Origin of the sequence: Ruegeria sp. HKCCD7303 (genome assembly GCF_013111185.1) — a bacterium.
Lineage (GTDB): Bacteria > Pseudomonadota > Alphaproteobacteria > Rhodobacterales > Rhodobacteraceae > Ruegeria.
This window is the reverse complement of the sequence record NZ_WVRE01000002.1, coordinates 147,574-165,775: the sequence shown is the minus strand read 5'-3', so window position 1 is coordinate 165,775 and position 18,202 is coordinate 147,574. Positions and strand designations below refer to the sequence as shown.

The 18,202-nt window shown below is 57.5% G+C and carries 21 protein-coding genes and 1 tRNA gene; 13 read left to right on the top strand and 9 right to left on the bottom strand.

The features are described 5' to 3' along the window. The first annotated feature begins 13 nt into the window (after nucleotides 1-13). The 5 genes from GS630_RS05405 to GS630_RS05385 all read left to right on the top strand — a co-directional run bounded on the left by GS630_RS05405 (nucleotide 14) and on the right by GS630_RS05385 (nucleotide 3,287). A complete protein-coding gene (locus GS630_RS05405; RefSeq protein ID WP_171090537.1) occupies nucleotides 14-985 on the top strand; it encodes a beta-ketoacyl-ACP synthase III in 972 nt (323 codons plus the stop codon). 96 nt (nucleotides 986-1,081) lie between these two features. Beyond that, a complete protein-coding gene (gene ihfA / locus GS630_RS05400) occupies nucleotides 1,082-1,384 on the top strand; it encodes an integration host factor subunit alpha (protein WP_152458234.1) in 303 nt (100 codons plus the stop codon). 18 nt (nucleotides 1,385-1,402) lie between these two features. Beyond that, the gene (locus GS630_RS05395) at nucleotides 1,403-2,008 is read left to right on the top strand and encodes a MerR family transcriptional regulator (protein ID WP_171179791.1); all 606 of its coding nucleotides are present in this window, start codon (nucleotides 1,403-1,405) and stop codon (nucleotides 2,006-2,008) included. A gap of 61 nt (nucleotides 2,009-2,069) precedes the next feature. Next, a tRNA-Pro gene (locus GS630_RS05390) sits at nucleotides 2,070-2,146 on the top strand. Between the two features lie 61 nt (nucleotides 2,147-2,207). After that, nucleotides 2,208-3,287 carry a 2'-deoxycytidine 5'-triphosphate deaminase gene (locus GS630_RS05385; RefSeq protein ID WP_171180061.1) on the top strand — a complete coding sequence of 360 codons (1,080 nt, stop codon included), beginning with the start codon at nucleotides 2,208-2,210 and terminating at the stop codon, nucleotides 3,285-3,287. 3 nt (nucleotides 3,288-3,290) lie between these two features. Here the strand turns inward: GS630_RS05385 and GS630_RS05380 are convergent, their stop codons facing one another. The 6 genes from GS630_RS05380 to argS all read right to left on the bottom strand — a co-directional run bounded on the left by GS630_RS05380 (nucleotide 3,291) and on the right by argS (nucleotide 8,892). Then, the gene (locus tag GS630_RS05380) at nucleotides 3,291-3,506 is read right to left on the bottom strand and encodes a hypothetical protein (RefSeq protein WP_171090541.1); all 216 of its coding nucleotides are present in this window, start codon (nucleotides 3,504-3,506) and stop codon (nucleotides 3,291-3,293) included. A 65-nt stretch (nucleotides 3,507-3,571) separates the two neighbouring features. Then, on the bottom strand, nucleotides 3,572-4,222 hold the full coding sequence (scpB, locus tag GS630_RS05375; RefSeq protein WP_171179788.1) for an SMC-Scp complex subunit ScpB: 651 nt from the start codon (nucleotides 4,220-4,222) through the stop codon (nucleotides 3,572-3,574). Next, nucleotides 4,215-5,009, bottom strand: a complete 795-nt coding sequence (locus GS630_RS05370; protein ID WP_171179786.1) for a ScpA family protein — start codon at nucleotides 5,007-5,009, stop codon at nucleotides 4,215-4,217. Before GS630_RS05370 ends, scpB begins: the two co-directional genes overlap by 8 nt. Continuing rightward, complete coding sequence (gene nagZ, locus GS630_RS05365; protein WP_171618830.1) at nucleotides 4,999-6,006, bottom strand: beta-N-acetylhexosaminidase; 1,008 nt, start codon at nucleotides 6,004-6,006, stop codon at nucleotides 4,999-5,001. Before nagZ ends, GS630_RS05370 begins: the two co-directional genes overlap by 11 nt. Further along, a complete protein-coding gene (locus GS630_RS05360; protein WP_171234445.1) occupies nucleotides 6,003-7,058 on the bottom strand; it encodes an SPOR domain-containing protein in 1,056 nt (351 codons plus the stop codon). Before GS630_RS05360 ends, nagZ begins: the two co-directional genes overlap by 4 nt. Nucleotides 7,059-7,146: 88 nt before the next feature. Further along, the gene (argS, locus tag GS630_RS05355; protein ID WP_171234446.1) at nucleotides 7,147-8,892 is read right to left on the bottom strand and encodes an arginine--tRNA ligase; all 1,746 of its coding nucleotides are present in this window, start codon (nucleotides 8,890-8,892) and stop codon (nucleotides 7,147-7,149) included. 155 nt (nucleotides 8,893-9,047) lie between these two features. On the opposite strand from argS, the gene GS630_RS22260 reads away from it, so the two are divergent. Then, nucleotides 9,048-9,290 carry a hypothetical protein gene (locus tag GS630_RS22260; RefSeq protein WP_216599743.1) on the top strand — a complete coding sequence of 81 codons (243 nt, stop codon included), beginning with the start codon at nucleotides 9,048-9,050 and terminating at the stop codon, nucleotides 9,288-9,290. On the opposite strand, the gene GS630_RS05345 is transcribed toward GS630_RS22260, so the two are convergent. Continuing rightward, nucleotides 9,291-10,430 (bottom strand): deoxyguanosinetriphosphate triphosphohydrolase, encoded by a 1,140-nt coding sequence (locus GS630_RS05345; protein ID WP_171618828.1) that lies wholly within the window; start codon nucleotides 10,428-10,430, stop codon nucleotides 9,291-9,293. 76 nt (nucleotides 10,431-10,506) lie between these two features. Between GS630_RS05345 and GS630_RS05340 the strand changes: the two genes are divergently transcribed. Both GS630_RS05340 and xth read left to right on the top strand, forming a co-directional pair. Beyond that, nucleotides 10,507-10,830, top strand: coding sequence for an iron-sulfur cluster assembly accessory protein (locus GS630_RS05340; protein ID WP_171179775.1), 324 nt, complete (start codon nucleotides 10,507-10,509; stop codon nucleotides 10,828-10,830). A 280-nt stretch (nucleotides 10,831-11,110) separates the two neighbouring features. Continuing rightward, the gene (gene xth / locus GS630_RS05335) at nucleotides 11,111-11,890 is read left to right on the top strand and encodes an exodeoxyribonuclease III (RefSeq protein WP_171711893.1); all 780 of its coding nucleotides are present in this window, start codon (nucleotides 11,111-11,113) and stop codon (nucleotides 11,888-11,890) included. Between the two features lie 4 nt (nucleotides 11,891-11,894). Here xth and GS630_RS05330 read toward each other — a convergent pair whose 3' ends face one another. Both GS630_RS05330 and dksA read right to left on the bottom strand, forming a co-directional pair. Continuing rightward, nucleotides 11,895-13,046, bottom strand: a complete 1,152-nt coding sequence (locus tag GS630_RS05330; RefSeq protein WP_171180059.1) for an FAD-dependent monooxygenase — start codon at nucleotides 13,044-13,046, stop codon at nucleotides 11,895-11,897. Nucleotides 13,047-13,117: 71 nt separating this feature from the next. Next, on the bottom strand, nucleotides 13,118-13,540 hold the full coding sequence (dksA, locus tag GS630_RS05325; RefSeq protein ID WP_050602554.1) for an RNA polymerase-binding protein DksA: 423 nt from the start codon (nucleotides 13,538-13,540) through the stop codon (nucleotides 13,118-13,120). Between the two features lie 382 nt (nucleotides 13,541-13,922). Here dksA and GS630_RS05320 point away from each other — a divergent pair, with 382 nt between their 5' ends. From GS630_RS05320 to GS630_RS05300, 5 genes are all read left to right on the top strand, one after another. Further along, nucleotides 13,923-14,768: a MoxR family ATPase gene (locus tag GS630_RS05320; RefSeq protein ID WP_171179770.1), complete on the top strand. Its 846-nt coding sequence runs from the start codon at nucleotides 13,923-13,925 to the stop codon at nucleotides 14,766-14,768. Nucleotides 14,769-14,870: 102 nt separating this feature from the next. Continuing rightward, a complete protein-coding gene (locus tag GS630_RS05315) occupies nucleotides 14,871-15,320 on the top strand; it encodes an N-acetyltransferase family protein (protein ID WP_371809064.1) in 450 nt (149 codons plus the stop codon). Then, on the top strand, nucleotides 15,317-16,693 hold the full coding sequence (locus GS630_RS05310; protein ID WP_171618822.1) for a DUF2927 domain-containing protein: 1,377 nt from the start codon (nucleotides 15,317-15,319) through the stop codon (nucleotides 16,691-16,693). Before GS630_RS05315 ends, GS630_RS05310 begins: the two co-directional genes overlap by 4 nt. A 7-nt stretch (nucleotides 16,694-16,700) precedes the next feature. Beyond that, nucleotides 16,701-16,871, top strand: coding sequence for a hypothetical protein (locus tag GS630_RS05305; RefSeq protein WP_171618820.1), 171 nt, complete (start codon nucleotides 16,701-16,703; stop codon nucleotides 16,869-16,871). A gap of 4 nt (nucleotides 16,872-16,875) precedes the next feature. Beyond that, nucleotides 16,876-18,060 carry a VWA domain-containing protein gene (locus GS630_RS05300; RefSeq protein ID WP_171179764.1) on the top strand — a complete coding sequence of 395 codons (1,185 nt, stop codon included), beginning with the start codon at nucleotides 16,876-16,878 and terminating at the stop codon, nucleotides 18,058-18,060. Nucleotides 18,061-18,202: the final 142 nt, after the last annotated feature.

The following is an 18,202-nucleotide window of genomic DNA, read 5'->3' as shown; positions in this document are numbered from 1 at the left end:
GCAGTACCCCAACATGGCAGGCCGTTCAGTTGTAGTAGGTGTCGGGCATTATTTGCCGGAACGCATTGTTCCCAATTCCGAGTTTGAGAAAACGCTGGACACAACCGACGAGTGGATCCGAACGCGATCGGGCATTGAACGCCGCCATTTCGCAGCCGAGGGTGAAACGACCTCGGATCTGGCGACAAAAGCTGCCGAGGCGGCTTTGGCAGATGCCGATTTGAGTGCGGATGACATTGACGCCATCGTCGTAGCGACATCGACAGCTGATCTGACCTTCCCGTCTGCGGCAACCATGGTTCAGGCCCGGCTTGGCATGACCAAGGGGTTTGCCTTTGACGTACAAGCCGTTTGCGCGGGATTCGTTTTTGCACTTTCCAACGCGAATGCGCTGATTGTTTCGGGTCAGGCCAAACGCGTGCTGGTTATCGGCGCCGAGACGTTCTCTCGGATCATGGACTGGACGGATCGCTCCACCTGCGTCCTGTTCGGCGACGGAGCCGGGGCGTTGGTGTTGGAAGCTCAGGAAGGCAACGGCACTTCGGAAGATCGCGGCATTCTGGCAACCGATCTGAACTCGGACGGTCGCTACAAGGATCTGCTGTATGTCGATGGCGGTGTTTCAACGCAATCCACAGGGCATTTGCGTATGCAAGGCAACCAAGTGTTCCGCCATGCTGTTGAAAAACTTACAAAAACTGCTGAAACTGCGCTCGAACGCGCGGGTCTGGGCAACTCGGACGTAGACTGGATCGTGCCGCATCAGGCCAATATCCGCATCATTCAGGGCACCGCCAAGAAAATGGGCTTGCCTATGGAGAACGTCGTGGTGACGGTTCAGGATCATGGCAACACCTCGGCCGCATCGATTCCGCTGGCACTTTCGGTGGGCAAACAGCGTGGGCAGATCAAGCCTGGCGACCTGATCGTGACCGAAGCTATTGGCGGCGGCTTGGCATGGGGCGCGGTTGTTCTGCGCTGGTAACCGGCGCAAACCAGCTTACACAGCCGCCCGCAATTCATTGATATTGACAGCGAATTTGCCATACCCATATGCTTTGATATCAACAGGGGAAATGGCATGGGCGATAAAACACTGACTCGAATGGATCTGAGCGAAGCCGTCTTTCGCGAGGTTGGGCTTTCACGAAACGAAAGCGCACAGCTGGTTGAAAGTGTTCTGAACCACATGTCCGACGCTCTGGTGCGCGGTGAGCAGGTCAAGATTTCATCCTTCGGCACGTTCAGTGTACGCGACAAGACCGCCCGTGTTGGTCGCAATCCTAAAACCGGTGAAGAAGTTCCAATTCAGCCGCGCCGCGTGCTGACTTTCCGCCCGTCGCATCTGATGAAGGATCGCGTCGCTGCCGGGAATCGCAAGTAACCCCGAGGTCGCGCGGATATGAGCAAGTCTCCCGACGCGTTTCGCACGATCAGCGAAGTTGCGGATTGGCTTGGTGTTCAGGCCCATGTTCTGCGTTTCTGGGAAAGCCGGTTCACGCAGGTGAAACCGGTCAAACGGGCGGGTGGACGCCGGTACTATCGCCCCAATGACATGCGGCTTTTGGGCGGGATCAAAAAGCTTCTCCACGAAGACGGAATCACGATCAAAGGCGTTCAGCGCATTCTGCGCGAGCAAGGCGTGGCGCATGTTGCGTCGCTGTCGCAATCCTTGGACGACCCGTCCCCGGCTCCATCCTCGCCCGTTGAAGACACCGTGGTGCCTTTCGAACCGAAACCTGCACCAGTTACCGAACAGATTCATATGGATTTGGGCGAAACAACTGCGCCCAAGGTAAAAGAAGATGCTCAGATCGACGCGGCACCAGCTGCCAACCAGCAGCCGGTTGCAGAGCCCCAGCTTGACGCCTCTCCGATCTTGGGGGGAATCGCCTCGTTGGCGTGGAACCGGGCAGAGTTTGACGACGACCTGTTGCGCCGAATCGCCCCGATTGCAAAAGACCTGCGCCACTGGCTGGATCGTGTCGAGACACAGGCGACGGGTTAGGAAAAAAGGCAGTGTTTTCCTCTTGCCCCTGCCGGGAAAATCTTTATGAACACCCCAACGTCGGGCTATGGCGCAGCCTGGTAGCGCGTCCGTCTGGGGGACGGAAGGTCGCAGGTTCGAGTCCTGCTAGCCCGACCAAATCACACCGACGTTTATGGCACACAGGCCAGATCCCGCTCTGGCACCAGAGGGGATCGAGATGACAGGTGTTTGCCCAAACCAACAGATTGAGGCGATGATCGCGCGCGGCGAGATCACGGCCAGCCCGGACGTTCTGCCTGCTCAGATTCAACCAGCAAGCCTTGATTTACGTCTGGGAACAGTCGCTTACCGCGTCCGCGCTTCGTTTCTTGCAGGCGAAGGGCGAACCGTCGCAGATCGTTTGACCGAGTTCGAGATGCACCGCATCGATATCACGGACGGGGCCGTTCTGGAAAAAGGTTGCGTCTATTTAGTTCCGTTAATGGAATCAATCGCCCTGCCAGACCATATGAGCGCTGTTGCAAATGCCAAAAGCTCGACCGGACGGCTGGACCTTCTGACCCGGACTATCACCGATGGCGGCACCGAGTTTGACCGGGTGCCTGCTGGATACGCAGGCCCACTCTATGCTGAAATCTGCCCGCGCTCGTTCTCGGTGCTGGTGCGTCCGGGCATGCGTCTGAATCAGATTCGCTTCCGTCAGGGTCAAGCCGTGCTCTCGGACGCTGAATTGAAAGCCTTACATGCTGAATCGCCACTGGTCGACGGCCCTGCTGTTATTCAGGACGGACTAGGTTTCTCAGTGGATCTGCAGCTTCCCGAGACCGATCTGGTTGGCTACCGCGCCAAGCCTCACACCGGGGTCATCGATCTGGATCGTATCGGCGAATACGACCCGCAGGACTATTGGGAAGAAGTGCGCACCAAGGATGGTTGTATTATCCTTGATCCTGGTGCGTTCTATATTCTTGTCAGCCGTGAAGCAGTACATATCCCGCCAATGTACGCCGCTGAAATGGCACCTTATCTGGCGATGGTTGGCGAATTCCGGGTGCACTATGCCGGGTTCTTTGACCCCGGCTTTGGCCATACCGCCGCCGGCGGGGCCGGATCGCGCGGTGTTTTAGAGGTTCGCTGCCACGAAGCACCTTTTGTGCTGGAGCACGGACAAGTTGTCGGGCGTCTGGTCTATGAGAAAATGGCCGAAATGCCGACGCAATTGTACGGCGCGGGCATTGCATCAAACTATCAGGGTCAGGGCTTGAAACTGTCCAAGCACTTCAAGGCTGTTGGGTAAGTTCTAGAATTTCATGAACCTGCGCATCTGCCGGCTCATCTTCTCGGCCTGCCGAAGCTTTTGGGCATGATCAGATGAATTGGCGTGCTTTGGCCCCTTGGATGTGGCGTCGCCCTTGCCCATGCGACTGGCCATATCAATGCCCTTGTTCACGCCTTTGTTGACCAGTCGGCGCATGACCTGACGCACAATCATATCAATGATCCGATTTGCATTCATTGCTCAACTCCCTGTCCTCAGGGTTAAAGATAGGCGCTTTATGCGGCAACAAAAGGGCTGCGCAATCACTCTTCCTCGAACAGCTCGGTCTGATCTTCGTCGGCCTCGTCCTCACGCCCTTCACCCAGGGGAATGGCACCCGGCGGAGGCCGGTTTTCGAGAAGCCCAGCCGCCCGAAGTTCTTTCAGGCCAGGCAGGTCACGCGCGTTTTCCAGACCAAAGTGATCCAGGAATTCTGGCGTTACAACAAAGGTCACAGGACGACCCGGTGTCATACGACGGCGGCCCAGCTTGATCCACTCCATCTCCAAAAGCTGATCAATGGTTCCGCGCGAAACCGAAACCCCACGGATTTCCTCAATCTCGGCCCGTGTACAGGGCTGATGATAGGCGACGATGGCCAGAGTTTCGATCGCTGCGCGGCTCAGCTTGCGGGTCTCGACCGTTTCCTTCTGCATCAGAAAACCCAGATCCGGGGCAGTCCGAATGGCCCAGGCATCGCCCACACGCACCACGCGCACGCCACGCCCTTCATAGCGTTTCTGAAGCAATTCAACCGCTTGCGCCGCATCGCTTCCGTGGGGCATCCGGGCCTCCAGATCCGCAATTGTCACCGGCTCAGAACTGGCAAACAGAACAGCCTCGACCATGCGTTCCTGTTCCGCCAGCGGAGGAGCTTCGAACAGAGTACCGGTCTCTTCAGGGGCGTCAGTCACGTGTCTCGGTCCTCTTTCGCAGATGGATCGGAGCGAATGTCTCGCTCTGTTTCATCTCCATATGTCCTTCTTTCACCAGCTCTAACGAGGCCGCAAAAGTTGCCGCCGTTGCGGACCTGCGGCGCACCGGGTCGGCGTCCCAGCCCTCCGGCAGGTACGTCTCCATGTCGGTCCACGCTCCGGCAAAGCCAATCAACGGTCGCATCCGTTCCAGCGCTTGTTCCATCGTGAAGACCGAGTCGCGATCCATCACAAAGGGGCGGAATTCGTCGCGGGTGCGGATACGGGCGTAACCCTGCATCAAATCCAGCAGCGTGGCGGAATAGGTTACAGTGCGGATACGGGTGATATCTTCGCCCTGCCCGCGCTTGAAGAAATCGCGGCCCAACTGATCGCGTGCCATCAACCGCGCAGCCGCATCGCGCATGGCCTGAAGGCGTTCCAGCTGAAACGCCAGATGCGCAGCCAGTTCCTCGCCCGATGGACCTTCGTCATCGGGGTCCGGAGGTAACAGCAACCGGGATTTGAGAAAGGCCAGCCACGCGGCCATCACCAGATAGTCGGCGGCCAGTTCGATCCGCAGCGCACGGGCCTTTTCTACAAAAGCCAGGTACTGCTGCGCCAGCGCCAGAACCGAGATTTTCCGCAAGTCCACTTTCTGCGTACGCGACAAGGTCAGCAGAACGTCCAGTGGTCCTTCGAACCCGTCGACATCAACAATCAGCGCTTCGGCCGCAAGACGATCCGCGACCGAGACAGGGTCTTCGCTAAAGAGGTTATCGTTCATATACCTGCCCGCCCATTAGGGCAGATAGTTCCGCCTCGGCGGCGGGGATGTCAAGTTCCTGAGGAGGTTTGCGCATCGCCAGCGCCCGTTCTGCGCGGGCTTGTGCCTGATCGGTCATCTCTCCGGCACTTTCCATCACTGCGGCACGATCTGCAAAACTGCCATTGCAGTGCAGAACAACGTCACAGCCTGCCTGAATGGCCTGACGTGACACGTCCGACGGTGTACCGCTCAGCGCTTTCATCCCGATATCGTCGGTCATGATCAGCCCTTCAAAGCCGATCTTGTCGCGGATCACACGCATCATGGTGGCTGAAATCGTGGCTGGTTGGGGATCGATTTGATCGTAGACCAGATGTGCGGTCATCCCCATCGGCAAATCGTTCAGTGCACGAAACGGCGCGAAATCACTGCTGTCCAATTCGTCCAATGACAGATCGACATGAGGTAAGTCGTAGTGGCTGTCCAGCGTGGAACGGCCATGTCCTGGCATGTGTTTGATTACAGGCAAAACGCCCCCGTGCAAATGCCCCTTTGCTACGGCCCTGCCAATTTTGGAAATCTGTTCAGGATCAGAAGCGTAACAGCGATTCTTGAGAAAAGCGTGCGTATCAGACCGTGCCACATCGACCATGGGGGCGCAGTTGCTGTCGATCCCAAGACTGAACAATTCATCCGCGATTAGGCGATAGCGCAGATACATGGCTCGCTCGGCCTGATCGCCTGCACGGGTCACATGATCCAAGGGTGGCAGCCATTCGCGGGCCAAGGGCGCGCGCAAACGCTGCACGCGCCCGCCTTCCTGATCAATAGTGATGGGGCAATTGCGCCCGACCGTCTCGCGGAAATCATCGCACAAGGCGCGGACTTGATCGGCGCTTTCGATGTTGCGGGCAAACAGTATGAACCCGAAGGGGTTCATTTGGCGAAACAGGTCCCTTTCTTCCTGCGTCAGACGCAGCCCTTCGGCATCGGTGATCGTGGCGCCAAACTTCACCGGACGGCGACCGGGATACAGTCTGCCCCTTGTGCGACCAGCGCGGCACAGAACTGGCGCGAGTCGCTCAGGTCTTCAAATCCCAAAACACGCAGGCGGTAAAAGGTTCGACCGCCGCTTGAGGTTTTCTGGATAACCCGTTGTTTGTCAGCCATATATTCCCCGAATCGACCACTTAGGCGATCCCATTCGGCCTGCGCCACCTGCGAGCTGTCATAGGCGCCAAGCTGCGCCAGTCGGGTGCCCTTGGCCAACGTGTCGGGGTCAACATCCAACCCAACCGCAGCCTTGACGGCGGCGTTGATGGCGCCCTCAGACGCCTCGCTGGGCGAGATTTGACTGCGCGCAGGGCGTTTAACCGGACGCAAAGACCTGCGAACCCCTGGCAATTCAGCAAGAGCCGGATCCGGCAAAGCCGCTGCAAAATCAACAGGATCAATTGCCGGCTCTTCCTCGGGCGTGGCCAGTGACGCCACTTGCGTCCCGTCTTCGAATTCCTGCTGGGTCTTGGCCGCCTCACCCGCAAGTTCAGCCACCAACGCGTCCACCGCACTTTGGCGCAGACGCGCGGCTTCCTGGGTCGTGATCGGCTCTTCCACCACATGCAGCGCCGGAGTTGGCTTCAGATCGCTGCCAGGCAAATCTTCATCGGTCAGCGACACGGGGCGCGGTGCAAGGATCAGGCGATCAGCCGGGGCCGCGGCGGTGCCTCTGGCGGCAACTGCATTGACGGCCAGACCCTGGTGATCTGCGGGCGTCCCGCCCGGGTTTTCCGGTTGGACGCGCATTGGACCTTCGGCGGCACGTACCACGGGCACGCCGCTCACATCCCGCATGACCAGTTGATAGCCCCATACTCCTACACCAGCGACCAACGCCAATGAGGCGACGGCCCCAAGAACGTTTACGACCCGGCCCAGCCCATACGTGCCGCGCGGTGCGTCATAATCTTGCATATCGTCGGGGTAATCATACGCATCCTCAGAATACGCTTGATTCGGGTAATGCATCTGCTCGGGGCTTTGCTGCCCCGAGTAATCGTAACTCGCCATGTCCGCCTCACTGCCCGTTTCGCACCTGAAAATAAGGCGCGCGGGTCATTTCTTGCCTACCTCGTACCGGCGGTTCGGGCGATATTTGTTACCGCATCTCCTGCGCCGGAGTAACGCCAAGAATACCCAAGCCCGCTGAAATCACAACAGAAACGGCACGGGCCAATGCGATTTTCGACTGGCTTGTGGCAACATCGCCATCCTGGATAAAGCGCAACTGGGTTTCGTCATTGCCCTTGTTCCACAGCGCGTGGAAATCCCCTGCAAGTTCATAGAGATAGAAAGCAACGCGGTGCGGTTCATTGGTGCGCGCGGCGATTTCCACCAGACGCGGCCATTCGGCCAGCTTTTTGGCAACGGTCAGTTCCGAGGCATGGTCGTTCTTGCTCAGATCAGCACCAGAGAGGGTCGCGTCATCTGCGGCAATCCCGGCCTCAGCAGCACGGCGCAGAACGCTCATCACACGGGCATGAGCGTATTGCACATAGAACACTGGGTTCTCACGGCTTTGTTCCAACACCTTGTCGAAATCGAAATCCAAGGGCGCATCGTTCTTGCGGGTCAGCATCACGAAACGGGTCACATCAGGGCCCACCTGATCGACCACGTCGCGCAAGGTGACAAAGTTCCCGGCGCGCTTGGACATCTTGAATGGCTCACCATTCTTCCACAACTTCACCAACTGCGTCAGCTTGATATCCAGCGGCACCTTGCCATCGGACAGGGCCGACACCGCTGCCTTCATCCGTTTGACATAGCCGCCATGATCCGCGCCGAACACATCGATCAGCGCGTCAAAGCCACGGCTCACCTTGTCATAGTGATAGGCGATGTCGGGCGCGAAATAGGTCCAGCTGCCATCCGATTTCTTGACCGGGCGGTCCACATCATCGCCGTGCTCGGTCGATTTGAACAGGGTCTGTTCACGCGGCTCCCAATCCTCGGGCTTCTTGCCCTTCGGCGGCTCAAGCACGCCCTCATAGATCAGACCCTTGTCGGTCAGCGATTGCAGCGCCGCTTCGATCCGGCCTGTGCCATAGAGCGACTTTTCCGAGAAGAACACGTCCATTTCAACGCCCAGCGCCTTCAGGTCAGCGCGGATCAGGTCCATCATCGCATCCGTGGCGAAGTTGCGCAGATCTTCCAGCCATTCGCTTTCAGGCTTGTCGATCAGGCTGTCGCCGTATTTCTCTTTCAGCGCCTCACCGATCGGGATCAGGTAATCGCCGGGATACAGGCCTTCCGCGATCTCGGGGCTCAGGCCATTGGCTTCGCGATAGCGCTCATAAGCCGAGCGCGCCAGTACATCCACCTGCGCGCCGCCATCGTTGATGTAGTATTCGCGAGTCACATCATGGCCGGAATAGGCCAGCAAGCTTGCCAAAGCATCTCCGAACACGGCCCCCCGCGTATGCCCCACATGCAGCGGACCGGTCGGGTTGGCCGAGACATACTCGACATTGACCTTTTGTCCCTGCCCCATGGTCGAACGGCCATAGTCGGTGCCCTTCTCCAGCACCGCCGTTAGCACGCCTTGCCAGACTGCGGACGCAAGGCGCAGGTTCAGGAAGCCCGGTCCGGCAACCTCGGCGCTGGTGATCCGGTTATCCGCCGCCAGTTTGCCAGCCAGCACATCGGCAATATCGCGCGGCTTCATCTTGGCCGGTTTCGCCAGCACCATCGCCGCATTGGTCGCCATGTCGCCATGCGCTGCATCACGCGGGGGTTCGACCGCCACGTTGTCAAAGCTCAGCCCTTCCGGCAGCGCGCCTTCGGACTGCATCTGTGCCAGCGCGTCCAATACAAGGCCGCGGATCTCGGAAAACAGGTTCATTTCGGATGTCCTCTTGCTTGTCCGGCGGTTTACCACGCAGCACGGCAAGGTCAATGGACGCCTTGGAACAGTTTGAGATCACGATCCCCGACGGCCCACCGGGCAACCAGCGGGGCTATGCGTTTTAAGGGCCCCTTCTTTTCGAGGTCATGATCATGGCCGGTGCGGACGGTAAAACAGCACTTCCCAGGGCGTTAGAAGAGTATCAGGCCGAAATCGCTTGGGACAGTATTGCCACCGACAAACCAACCATCACCACGCACGCTGTTGGTTTTCTTATAGGGATCGGAGGGTATGGCCCCACGATGATCGTATTCCCGCCAACAGACGACGCTGACCAATCGACGAAACAAGCGGGTCAGCAAGTCTGGGTCATCGCTTACATCGCTGTGAAGTGATCAGCCTGTCAGCCGGGCGTGATCCTGCAGAGCAAACCGGTCAGTCATACCCGCAATGTAGTCCGAAACAATACGTGCCAAGGCGGTCTCATCCGTGGCAGCTTCAATGTCATTGTGCCAGCGTGCAGGCATCTGTTTCGGGTCATTCAGATAAATGGGGAACAGGTCTTCTACAATCGTTGCGACTTCGGCTCGTACCTTCATGACACTGGGCGCACGATACATCCGAGTGAACAGAAACGCCCGGATTTCACGAAGTTGCTCCCAAACCCCATTTGAAAACTGTATGACGGGATAGCCAAGATGGCGGATATCCTCGACAGACTGCGCCCCCGAATTTTCAATCAACTCACGGGAGGAGTTGATTACATCAGAAACCATAACGCCAAACACCCGCCGTAGCGCTTCGTGACGCCTGCGATACAGGTCCAGCTTCGGGTACTTTGCGTCTACATCCGCATAACAAGCCCCTACAATGGGAAGATTGCGCAGGTCATCATCTTCAAAAAGCCCTGCGCGCAACCCGTCCAGAAGATCATGATTGTTGTACGCAATATCGTCAGATAGCGCCGCTACCTGTGCCTCTGCACTGGCATGGGTGTGGAGTTCAAGGTCAAAGCCCCGATTGCATTCGGCCAACGCCCAGGGCAAATCACCCACAACCGGGCCGTTATGTTTGGCGATCCCTTCCAGACATTCCCATGTCAGGTTGCAGCCGTCGAACTCAGCGTAATGACGCTCTAACCTGGTCACAATCCGAATAGCCTGTGCATTGTGGTCAAAACCACCATAAGGCTCCATCAAGGCGTGCAAGGCGTCTTCACCAGTATGACCAAATGGCGTGTGGCCGAGGTCATGGGCCAGAGCCACAGCCTCGGTCAGTTCGGGGTTCAGATCCAACGCCCCGGCGATGGTTCGCGCCACCTGAGCCACTTCGATGGAATGGGTCAGACGGGTGCGATAGCTGTCGCCCTCATGCTCAACAAAGACTTGCGTCTTATGTTTGAGCCGCCGAAAGGCACTGGCATGAATGATCCTGTCCCGGTCGCGCTGAAAGCATGACCGGAAACTGCTCTCGTCCTCAGGCACCAGCCGCCCTCTTGCGCGCACCGGATCCGAGGCAAAACTCGCTCTGACCAAAGGTCTAGTCCTTGTCGCCTGTCCTTGGGTTCCATATATTGTAGGACGCTAAGGAAATAAACCTTTGGAGAGCGGCATGAATCTGCCCCCAACAGTCACTGAACGCGCCTTTGAGCGTCTGGCCGAGATTGGCGCCGCAGACCAGGGTCAGGCCCTGCGTGTTGCAGTGGAAGGCGGCGGTTGCTCGGGCTTTCAATACGAAATCGCGTTGGACACCCCAAGAGAGGATGACCTGATCCTAGAAGGCAAAGGCCAGAAAGTTATCGTTGATGCTATCTCGCTACCTTTCCTTGAGAACGCAGTCATTGATTTCACACAAGAGCTGATCGGCGCGCGTTTTGTGATCGACAATCCAAACGCGACATCCTCCTGCGGATGCGGCACGTCTTTTTCGATGTGAAACCGGTGGGGGCTTTGCCCCCACACCCCCAAGGTATTTCTAGCCAGACGAAGCAGGGATCCGCTCTCTGACCCAACGATCAGAGAGCTTCACCTGGCGCGGTCATCGGCGCCTCCGCCTGCACCGCTTCAGCAGCATTGATCGAGTTGGTTAAGAATCCGTTTCTTCATCTGGCTGAAAATACCTCGGAGCGCGAGGCAGAGCCTCGCAAACCTGCCCTCCACCTTGCCGCTGGGTTCATTCTAAGCGATAGGTTGCCAATGGCTTCGGAGGATCGCGCATGAAAATCGCCACATTCAACATCAACGGCATCAAAGCGCGGGCCGAGGCCCTTCCCCGGTGGCTGGATGACGCGCAACCCGACGTCGTTCTTTTGCAGGAAATCAAATCCATCGATGAAAATTTTCCACACGAGATGTTTGAAGAGCGTGGATACAACGTGGAAACCCATGGGCAAAAGAGCTTCAACGGCGTGGCAATCCTGTCGAAGCTGCCGTTGGAAGATGTCTCGCGCGGTCTGCCGGGGGATGACCATGATGAACAAGCACGCTGGATCGAGGCGACAGTCATCGGCAAAAAAGCGCTGCGAATCTGCGGTCTGTACCTACCAAATGGCAACCCGGTGCCCGGCCCGAAATACGACTATAAGCTGGCTTGGATGGAAAGACTGTACCAGCGCGCGCGTGATCTGATGGACAGTGAAGAGCCGGCACTCATGGCGGGCGACTACAATATCATCCCGCAGGCCGAAGATGCCAAACGTCCTGGGGCATGGCGAGAGGACGCGCTGTTCCGGCCCGAAAGCCGCGCAGCATTTCGCAAAGTCATGAATCTTGGATTCACCGAGGCGTTCCGGGCCACGACCCAAGGCCCCGGACATTATTCATTCTGGGACTACCAGGCCGGTGCCTGGAACCGGAATGACGGCATTCGGATCGACCATTTCCTGTTGACCCCTCAGGCTGCCGATCTGATGCGCGATTGCCGTATCGACTTTGAAATCCGGGGACATGAAAAACCTTCGGACCACGTGCCGGTTTGGGTTGATCTAGATCTGTAAACTCTCAAACCGTCGGATCGTAGCTGTATATCCACTCGTATCGCTGCGCCAGCTTTGGACCTAGCGCCATCAAGGCGGCCTGAGCAGCCAGACGCATCGGGCCGCTCAGGTGAAAGTTACGAGCATTTGACCCTGCGGCGGCTACGACTTTGCGAGCGCGCGGTTTTCGGGCACTTTCATAAGCAGCCAAAGCCTTAACGATCCCGGACTCCAATTCGAATGCGCGGGCAAGGCACCAAGCATCCTCCAACGCCAAACAGGCCCCTTGCGCCATGAAGGGCAACGTCGGATGTGCCGCATCCCCCAGCAAGACGATGCGACCGTTTTGCCATTTCTCGGCAACCGGTCGCAGGAACAAAGCCCAAATATTGACCTGTTCGACCTGCGCCAGAATCGTGCCAACTTCCCCACCGAAATCCGCAAACCGCGCGCGCAAGTCGTCTGGATTTCCTTCCTGACGCCATCCCTCCTCGTGCCAGTCTGATCGTTCTTCGACCGCAACGATGTTCATCTGATTCTGATCGCGCAGAGGATAAGTCACCACGTGACGTCTGGGCCCCATGGTCAGCGCGGCACGCGGCGTCTGGTCAGAATGTCTCCACGGAATCGTGGCCCGCCATGCAACTTGATGGGTGAACGCGGGTGTTTCGAGGCCGTTGAGGATCGGCCGGATCACACTGCGCCCCCCATCTGCCGCAATGGCACATTCAGCCCGCAGTCTTTCGCCGCTTTCCAGAACAATCTCGGCCTCTCCGGGGTGTTTGAGCACTTCGGTGACGCGCGATTCCAGACGTAACTCCACCCCTGCACGCACGGCGGCTTTATGCAGCAAATCAAGCAGGTCAGCGCGGTGGTAGTAATAAGTTGGTCCGGCGGCGGGACTGGGTACGCGGCTGATCACCCGCCCCTTGCGGTAATCACGCAGCACCGTACCAAACGATTTCTGGGCGAACGCGGGCTTGCCTTGTGCAACGCCAAGAGCCCTCAGCACAGTCATGCCATTGGCGCTGATTTGCAGGCCAGCGCCAACTTCGGTCAGTTCGCTAGCCTGTTCGAGCACAGTGACCTGTGCGCCCCTGACTTGCAATGCAAGCGCGGCAGCCAGGCCGCCGATGCCCCCACCAATAACGCAGAAATTCAAACCATGGATATTCATGCCCCTGCCATAACGCAAAAACGCCGGAGCCACAGGCCCCGGCGCTTGAGTTTTTACCCAGAATCCGGCGATCAATCGTCGCGGTGGACCTTTTCGCGGCGCTCGTGGCGTTCCTGTGCCTCAAGCGTCATTGTGGCAATCGGACGCGCGTCCAGACGTTTCAGCGAAATCGGATCGCCGGTCTTTTCACAATACCCGTATTCGCCCTCTTCGATACGGCGCAGGGCCGAGTCGATCTTGGCGACCAGCTTACGCTGACGATCCCGCGTGCGCAGTTCAAGTGCACGGTCGGTTTCCTCGCTTGCGCGGTCTGCGACGTCCGGAATGTTACGGGTATTGTCCTGCAAACCTTCGATCGTGTCGCGGCTGCCTGCCAATAGTTCTGTCTTCCAATCCAGCAGCTTGCGACGAAAATACTCAAGCTGACGATCATTCATGAAAGGTTCATCTTCGGCCGGACGGTAGTCCTCCGGCAGAAAAACTTCCTGCTTCATATTTGCTCCCTCGGTATGGCCAGAAACGTCGGTCGCGGTTGTTTCACCTGACATTTGGCTCTCCCTTCTGCGCAGCGTTTAGCCGACGGGCCGTGGAATGTCACTACACAAACGTTGCATCCACAGTCGCCCGCGCGGATTTGTCTAAATATGAGACAAACATCAGGAAAACCTTGTTTTTATATGAAATTCACCAGGCTTTTTTGAGGCACGTCGCGTGATGCGCCGGTGTCGGCGACGGACGAATCAATCAAAAGCGCTTGGAGACGCAGTAAAATTCCTGTTGACCGACGCAGGGACGCGGGTTGTCAAAAACCTTGCCGCTCTGTAACCCGGAAAACACAGTTTGCCCGACCATACCGCACAACCACACGAGAGGCCCATGACAGCACGTTTTCAAGGTACAGCCGAATATGTCGCCACAGACGATCTGACCATTGCCGTGAACGCCGCCGTCACACTCGAGCGCCCTCTGTTGGTCAAAGGGGAACCCGGAACCGGCAAGACCGAACTGGCCAAACAGGTCGCCGGTGCACTGGGTCTGCGGATGATCGAGTGGAACGTGAAATCAACGACACGCGCGCAACAGGGCCTTTACGAATACGACGCGGTCAGCCGCCTGCGCGACAGCCAGCTTGGCGAAGAGCGCGTGCATGACGTGTCAAACTATATCCGCAAGGGTAAGCTGTGGCAGGCGTTTGAGGCCGATGAAAAAGTTGTTCTTCTGATCGATGAGATCGACAAGGCGGACATCGAATTTCCCAACGACCTTTTACAGGAACTCGATAAGATGGAGTTCCATGTCTACGAGACCGGCGACACGATCCGGGCCAAGAACCGGCCCATCGTCATCATCACGTCGAACAACGAAAAGGAACTGCCCGACGCATTTCTGCGCCGGTGTTTCTTTCACTACATCCGCTTCCCTGATGAGACCACAATGCGCCGCATTGTCGAAGTGCACCACCCAGGTATCAAGGACGCGCTTTTGACCACCGCATTGACCCAGTTTTATGAAATCCGCGAGACACAGGGCTTGAAGAAAAAGCCTTCGACCTCCGAGGTTCTGGACTGGCTGAAACTGCTGCTGGCCGAAGACCTGACCGCCGACGACCTCAAGCGCGATGGGGCCAATGCCCTGCCGAAGCTGCATGGCGCATTGCTTAAAAATGAACAGGATGTGCATTTGTTCGAACGGCTGGCCTTCATGGCGCGCGGCAAACGGTAGCTTAAACCTGAACAAATTGGTGATCTTGGCTTGCGTTGCTTCACCCCGGGTGTCAGCATCGCAGGAGTGACCGGATCAACCTCACAGAATTGGACAGATCGCTTGGCGAACACACTGAAAATCCGCCCCCTTCGCGCCGAAGACAAGGATCAGTGGGCTGACATGTGGCGGGACTATCTGGCGTTTTATGAAACCGCCCTGCCCGCAGAAATCTACGAGACGACGTTTTCAAGACTGTTGGGCGGTGATCCGCAGGATTTTTCCTGTTTTGTCGCCGAGCAGGATGGCAATCTGGTCGGGCTGACGCATTACCTGTTTCACCGTCATGCCTGGAAGATCGAAAAGGTCTGCTACCTGCAAGACCTTTTTGCCCGACCCGAAGCCCGTGGCACAGGCGTGGGCCGAGCACTGATCCAGGCGGTTTACGACGAGGCCGACCGGCAAGGTGCGCCGTCGGTTTATTGGCTGACGCAGGAGTTCAACCAAACCGCGCGGCAACTTTATGACCGCATCGGAACGATCACACCGTTCATCAAGTATTCCCGCTCATGATGCGTTGGTCCGCTCTTGTTGTAGCGTTGTTTGCGGCGGGTTGCACATCGGTTGAACCTATTCAAACCGTTCCGGTATCCGACGAGATCCGCTCGGTTGAGGCGGCACTGCCACCCACCAAATCCTTCGGCGCTCCCCGTCCATGGCCACCCGCCCGATCCAACAAGAACATCGCCGAGGATTTTGTGTCGCTGCACTTCGCGCTGGAAAGCGGCGCTGCCCTGCCGGTGTTTACCCGGTTTGAAACACCGGTCACAGTACGGCTGACCGGGGCGCCGACCGCCAGTATGCAGCAGGATCTGACGCGCCTGCTGAACCGTTTGAAACGTGAAGCCGGGATCAATATTCGGCAGATCCAAGACGGTCAGGCCAATATCACGATCGAGGCGGTCAGTCAGGAAGACATCCTGCGGATTCTGCCCAACGCCGCGTGTTTCGTGGTACCGAATGCCTCAAGCCTGGACGAATACCGCCGTGACCGCCGCAAGGCCAAAAGCAGTTGGACCGAGCTGCGCCGACGCGAAAGGCTAGGGATATTCATTCCTTATGATGTCAGCCCTCAGGAAATACGTGATTGCCTTCATGAGGAGTTGGCGCAGGCGCTGGGTCCTCTGAATGACCTCTATCATTTGCCGGATTCGGTGTTCAACGACGACAATATTCACACCGTTCTAACCGGGTTTGACATGCTGATACTGCGTGCCACCTATGCGCCAGAGCTGCGTACAGGCATGAGCCAGGAACAGGTGAAAGCCGTGATCCCCGGCGTGCTGAGCCGCCTGAACCCGCGTGGCGAACGGCTGGCCGTTCAACCCGCTACTGAAACACCCCGTGAATGGGTAGACGCCATTCAAAAATCGCTGGGTCCCGGGCCGGGATCACCGCGGCAAATGCGCGCCGCCAAGAAGGCCGCCCGCATTGGTCAGCAATTGGGATGGACGGATCACCGTCGCGCTTATCCCCACTATCTGCTTGGCCGGATGGAACAGTTCCGCAACCCAAACGAAGCGCTTAGACAGTTTCAGATTGCCCAGCAATTTCTGAAGGCGACGCCTGGCACCGAGGTTCATCAAGCCTATGTGACCACTCAGACTGCCGCATTTGCGCTGGCTCAAGATCAGGGACCGCGTGTTTTGCCCGAGCTTGACAATGCCATCAACGTGATGACCAGGGCCGAGAATGCCTCGATTTTGGCCACATTGTTGCTGTTGAAGTCTGAAGCCTTGAGACAGGCCGGACAGCTTCAGCAGGCCCGTTCGGTCAGGCTGGACAGCATTGGTTGGGCGCGATACGGGTTTGGTTCGCAACTGGTGGCCCAGTCTTTGGTTGAAAGCGCAGGCCAGCGGAGCTCGGGCAGCAGGACAGACGGGTGAATCACAAATGGTGCTAGTTTTGGGAATGGCGATCCTAGGGGCGATCCTGGGCGCTTTGACCGCAAAAAAACGCAATGGAAACGGGGCTGACATGGCGCAGTATGCTGCTGGCTACGGGATCGCATTTGCGCTTCTTGGGCTGGTAATCTCGTTGATTCTGGTGCGCATGGTGGCGTGACGCGATGTTTTTGCCCTTTTTCGAAAACCTCCGCAAAGCAGGCATCCCGGTCTCACTTCGGGAGTATCTGACCTTTCTGGAGGGTATGAAGAAGGGCTTGGCCACCTATGATGTTGAAGCGTTCTACTATCTCGCCCGCGTGTCGATGGTGAAGGATGAGCGCAACATCGACAAATTCGACCGTGCTTTTGCAGCCAGTTTCGAAGGACTGAACGAAATCAGTTTCGATCAGGTTCTGGAAGCTGTCGATATCCCCGCCGATTGGCTGGCCAAGATGGCTGAAAAGCACCTGTCGGACGAAGAAAAGGCCGAAATCGAAGCGCTTGGCGGGTTCGACAAGTTGATGGAAACCCTGCGCGAGCGTCTGAAGGAACAACAAGGCCGCCATCAGGGGGGCAACAAGTGGATTGGCACAGCCGGAACATCTCCGTTTGGTGCGTATGGATATAACCCCGAAGGCGTCCGCATCGGTCAAAAGGAAAGCCGCCATCAGCGCGCCGTCAAAGTCTGGGACAAGCGGGAATTCAAGAATTTAGACGACACAGTTGAACTGGGCACCCGCAACATCAAGGTCGCCTTGAAGCGTTTGCGCCGCTGGGCCCGTGAAGGGGCGGCTGAAGAGCTGGATCTGGACGGCACCATCCGCGCCACGGCTGAACATGGCTATCTCGACGTCAAGACCCGCCCCGAGCGTCACAACGCGGTCAAGGTGCTGTTGTTTCTGGACGTGGGCGGATCAATGGACCCGCATATTAAGGTAGTCGAGGAACTGTTTTCCGCCGCCCGTACTGAATTCAAGCATCTGGAATACTACTACTTCCACAACTGCCTTTATGAAGGTGTTTGGCGCGACAACCGCCGTCGCTGGGATCAACAGACCCCCACCCACGAAGTTCTGCGCACTTATGGTGGCGACTATAAGTGTATCTTTGTTGGCGACGCCTCGATGAGCCCGTACGAAATCGCCTATCCCGGCGGTGCCAATGAACATTGGAACCAGGAAGCCGGGCAAGTCTGGCTACAACGCGCGCGGGACCAATGGACATCCAACCTCTGGATCAATCCGGTGCCCGAGAAGTATTGGGAATACACCCATTCAATCGGCATGATCCAAGAGATCTTCGAAGATCGCATGGTGCCCATGACACTTGCCGGACTGGAACAGGGCATGCGGGAACTGACGCGGTAGGTCGTTCCCCGAAAATGAAAGAAAAAAAACGCGTGCCACTGATTATTGCACTGCAATAGGCTGCTGGAATTTAAGGTTTTATCACCTTGAGACACAGTCTAAGGTGCATCTGGAAAAGTGGCATTCCCGCCCGGGTTTCGGG

Coding starts and splice junctions, on each gene's coding strand:
- argS (WP_171234446.1), bottom strand. CDS start 8,892: ATGAACCTGTTTTCCGAGATCCGCGGCCTTGTATTGGACGCGCTGGCA.
- GS630_RS05405 (WP_171090537.1), top strand. CDS start 14: ATGGCAGGCCGTTCAGTTGTAGTAGGTGTCGGGCATTATTTGCCGGAA.
- GS630_RS05370 (WP_171179786.1), bottom strand. CDS start 5,009: ATGAACGATAACCTCTTTAGCGAAGACCCTGTCTCGGTCGCGGATCGT.
- GS630_RS05305 (WP_171618820.1), top strand. CDS start 16,701: ATGGTGCTAGTTTTGGGAATGGCGATCCTAGGGGCGATCCTGGGCGCT.
- GS630_RS05300 (WP_171179764.1), top strand. CDS start 16,876: ATGTTTTTGCCCTTTTTCGAAAACCTCCGCAAAGCAGGCATCCCGGTC.
- GS630_RS22260 (WP_216599743.1), top strand. CDS start 9,048: ATGGCCGGTGCGGACGGTAAAACAGCACTTCCCAGGGCGTTAGAAGAG.
- ihfA (WP_152458234.1), top strand. CDS start 1,082: ATGGGCGATAAAACACTGACTCGAATGGATCTGAGCGAAGCCGTCTTT.
- GS630_RS05340 (WP_171179775.1), top strand. CDS start 10,507: ATGAATCTGCCCCCAACAGTCACTGAACGCGCCTTTGAGCGTCTGGCC.
- GS630_RS05310 (WP_171618822.1), top strand. CDS start 15,317: ATGATGCGTTGGTCCGCTCTTGTTGTAGCGTTGTTTGCGGCGGGTTGC.
- xth (WP_171711893.1), top strand. CDS start 11,111: ATGAAAATCGCCACATTCAACATCAACGGCATCAAAGCGCGGGCCGAG.
- GS630_RS05380 (WP_171090541.1), bottom strand. CDS start 3,506: ATGAATGCAAATCGGATCATTGATATGATTGTGCGTCAGGTCATGCGC.
- GS630_RS05330 (WP_171180059.1), bottom strand. CDS start 13,046: ATGAATATCCATGGTTTGAATTTCTGCGTTATTGGTGGGGGCATCGGC.
- GS630_RS05320 (WP_171179770.1), top strand. CDS start 13,923: ATGACAGCACGTTTTCAAGGTACAGCCGAATATGTCGCCACAGACGAT.
- GS630_RS05385 (WP_171180061.1), top strand. CDS start 2,208: ATGACAGGTGTTTGCCCAAACCAACAGATTGAGGCGATGATCGCGCGC.
- GS630_RS05360 (WP_171234445.1), bottom strand. CDS start 7,058: ATGGCGAGTTACGATTACTCGGGGCAGCAAAGCCCCGAGCAGATGCAT.
- GS630_RS05395 (WP_171179791.1), top strand. CDS start 1,403: ATGAGCAAGTCTCCCGACGCGTTTCGCACGATCAGCGAAGTTGCGGAT.
- dksA (WP_050602554.1), bottom strand. CDS start 13,540: ATGAAGCAGGAAGTTTTTCTGCCGGAGGACTACCGTCCGGCCGAAGAT.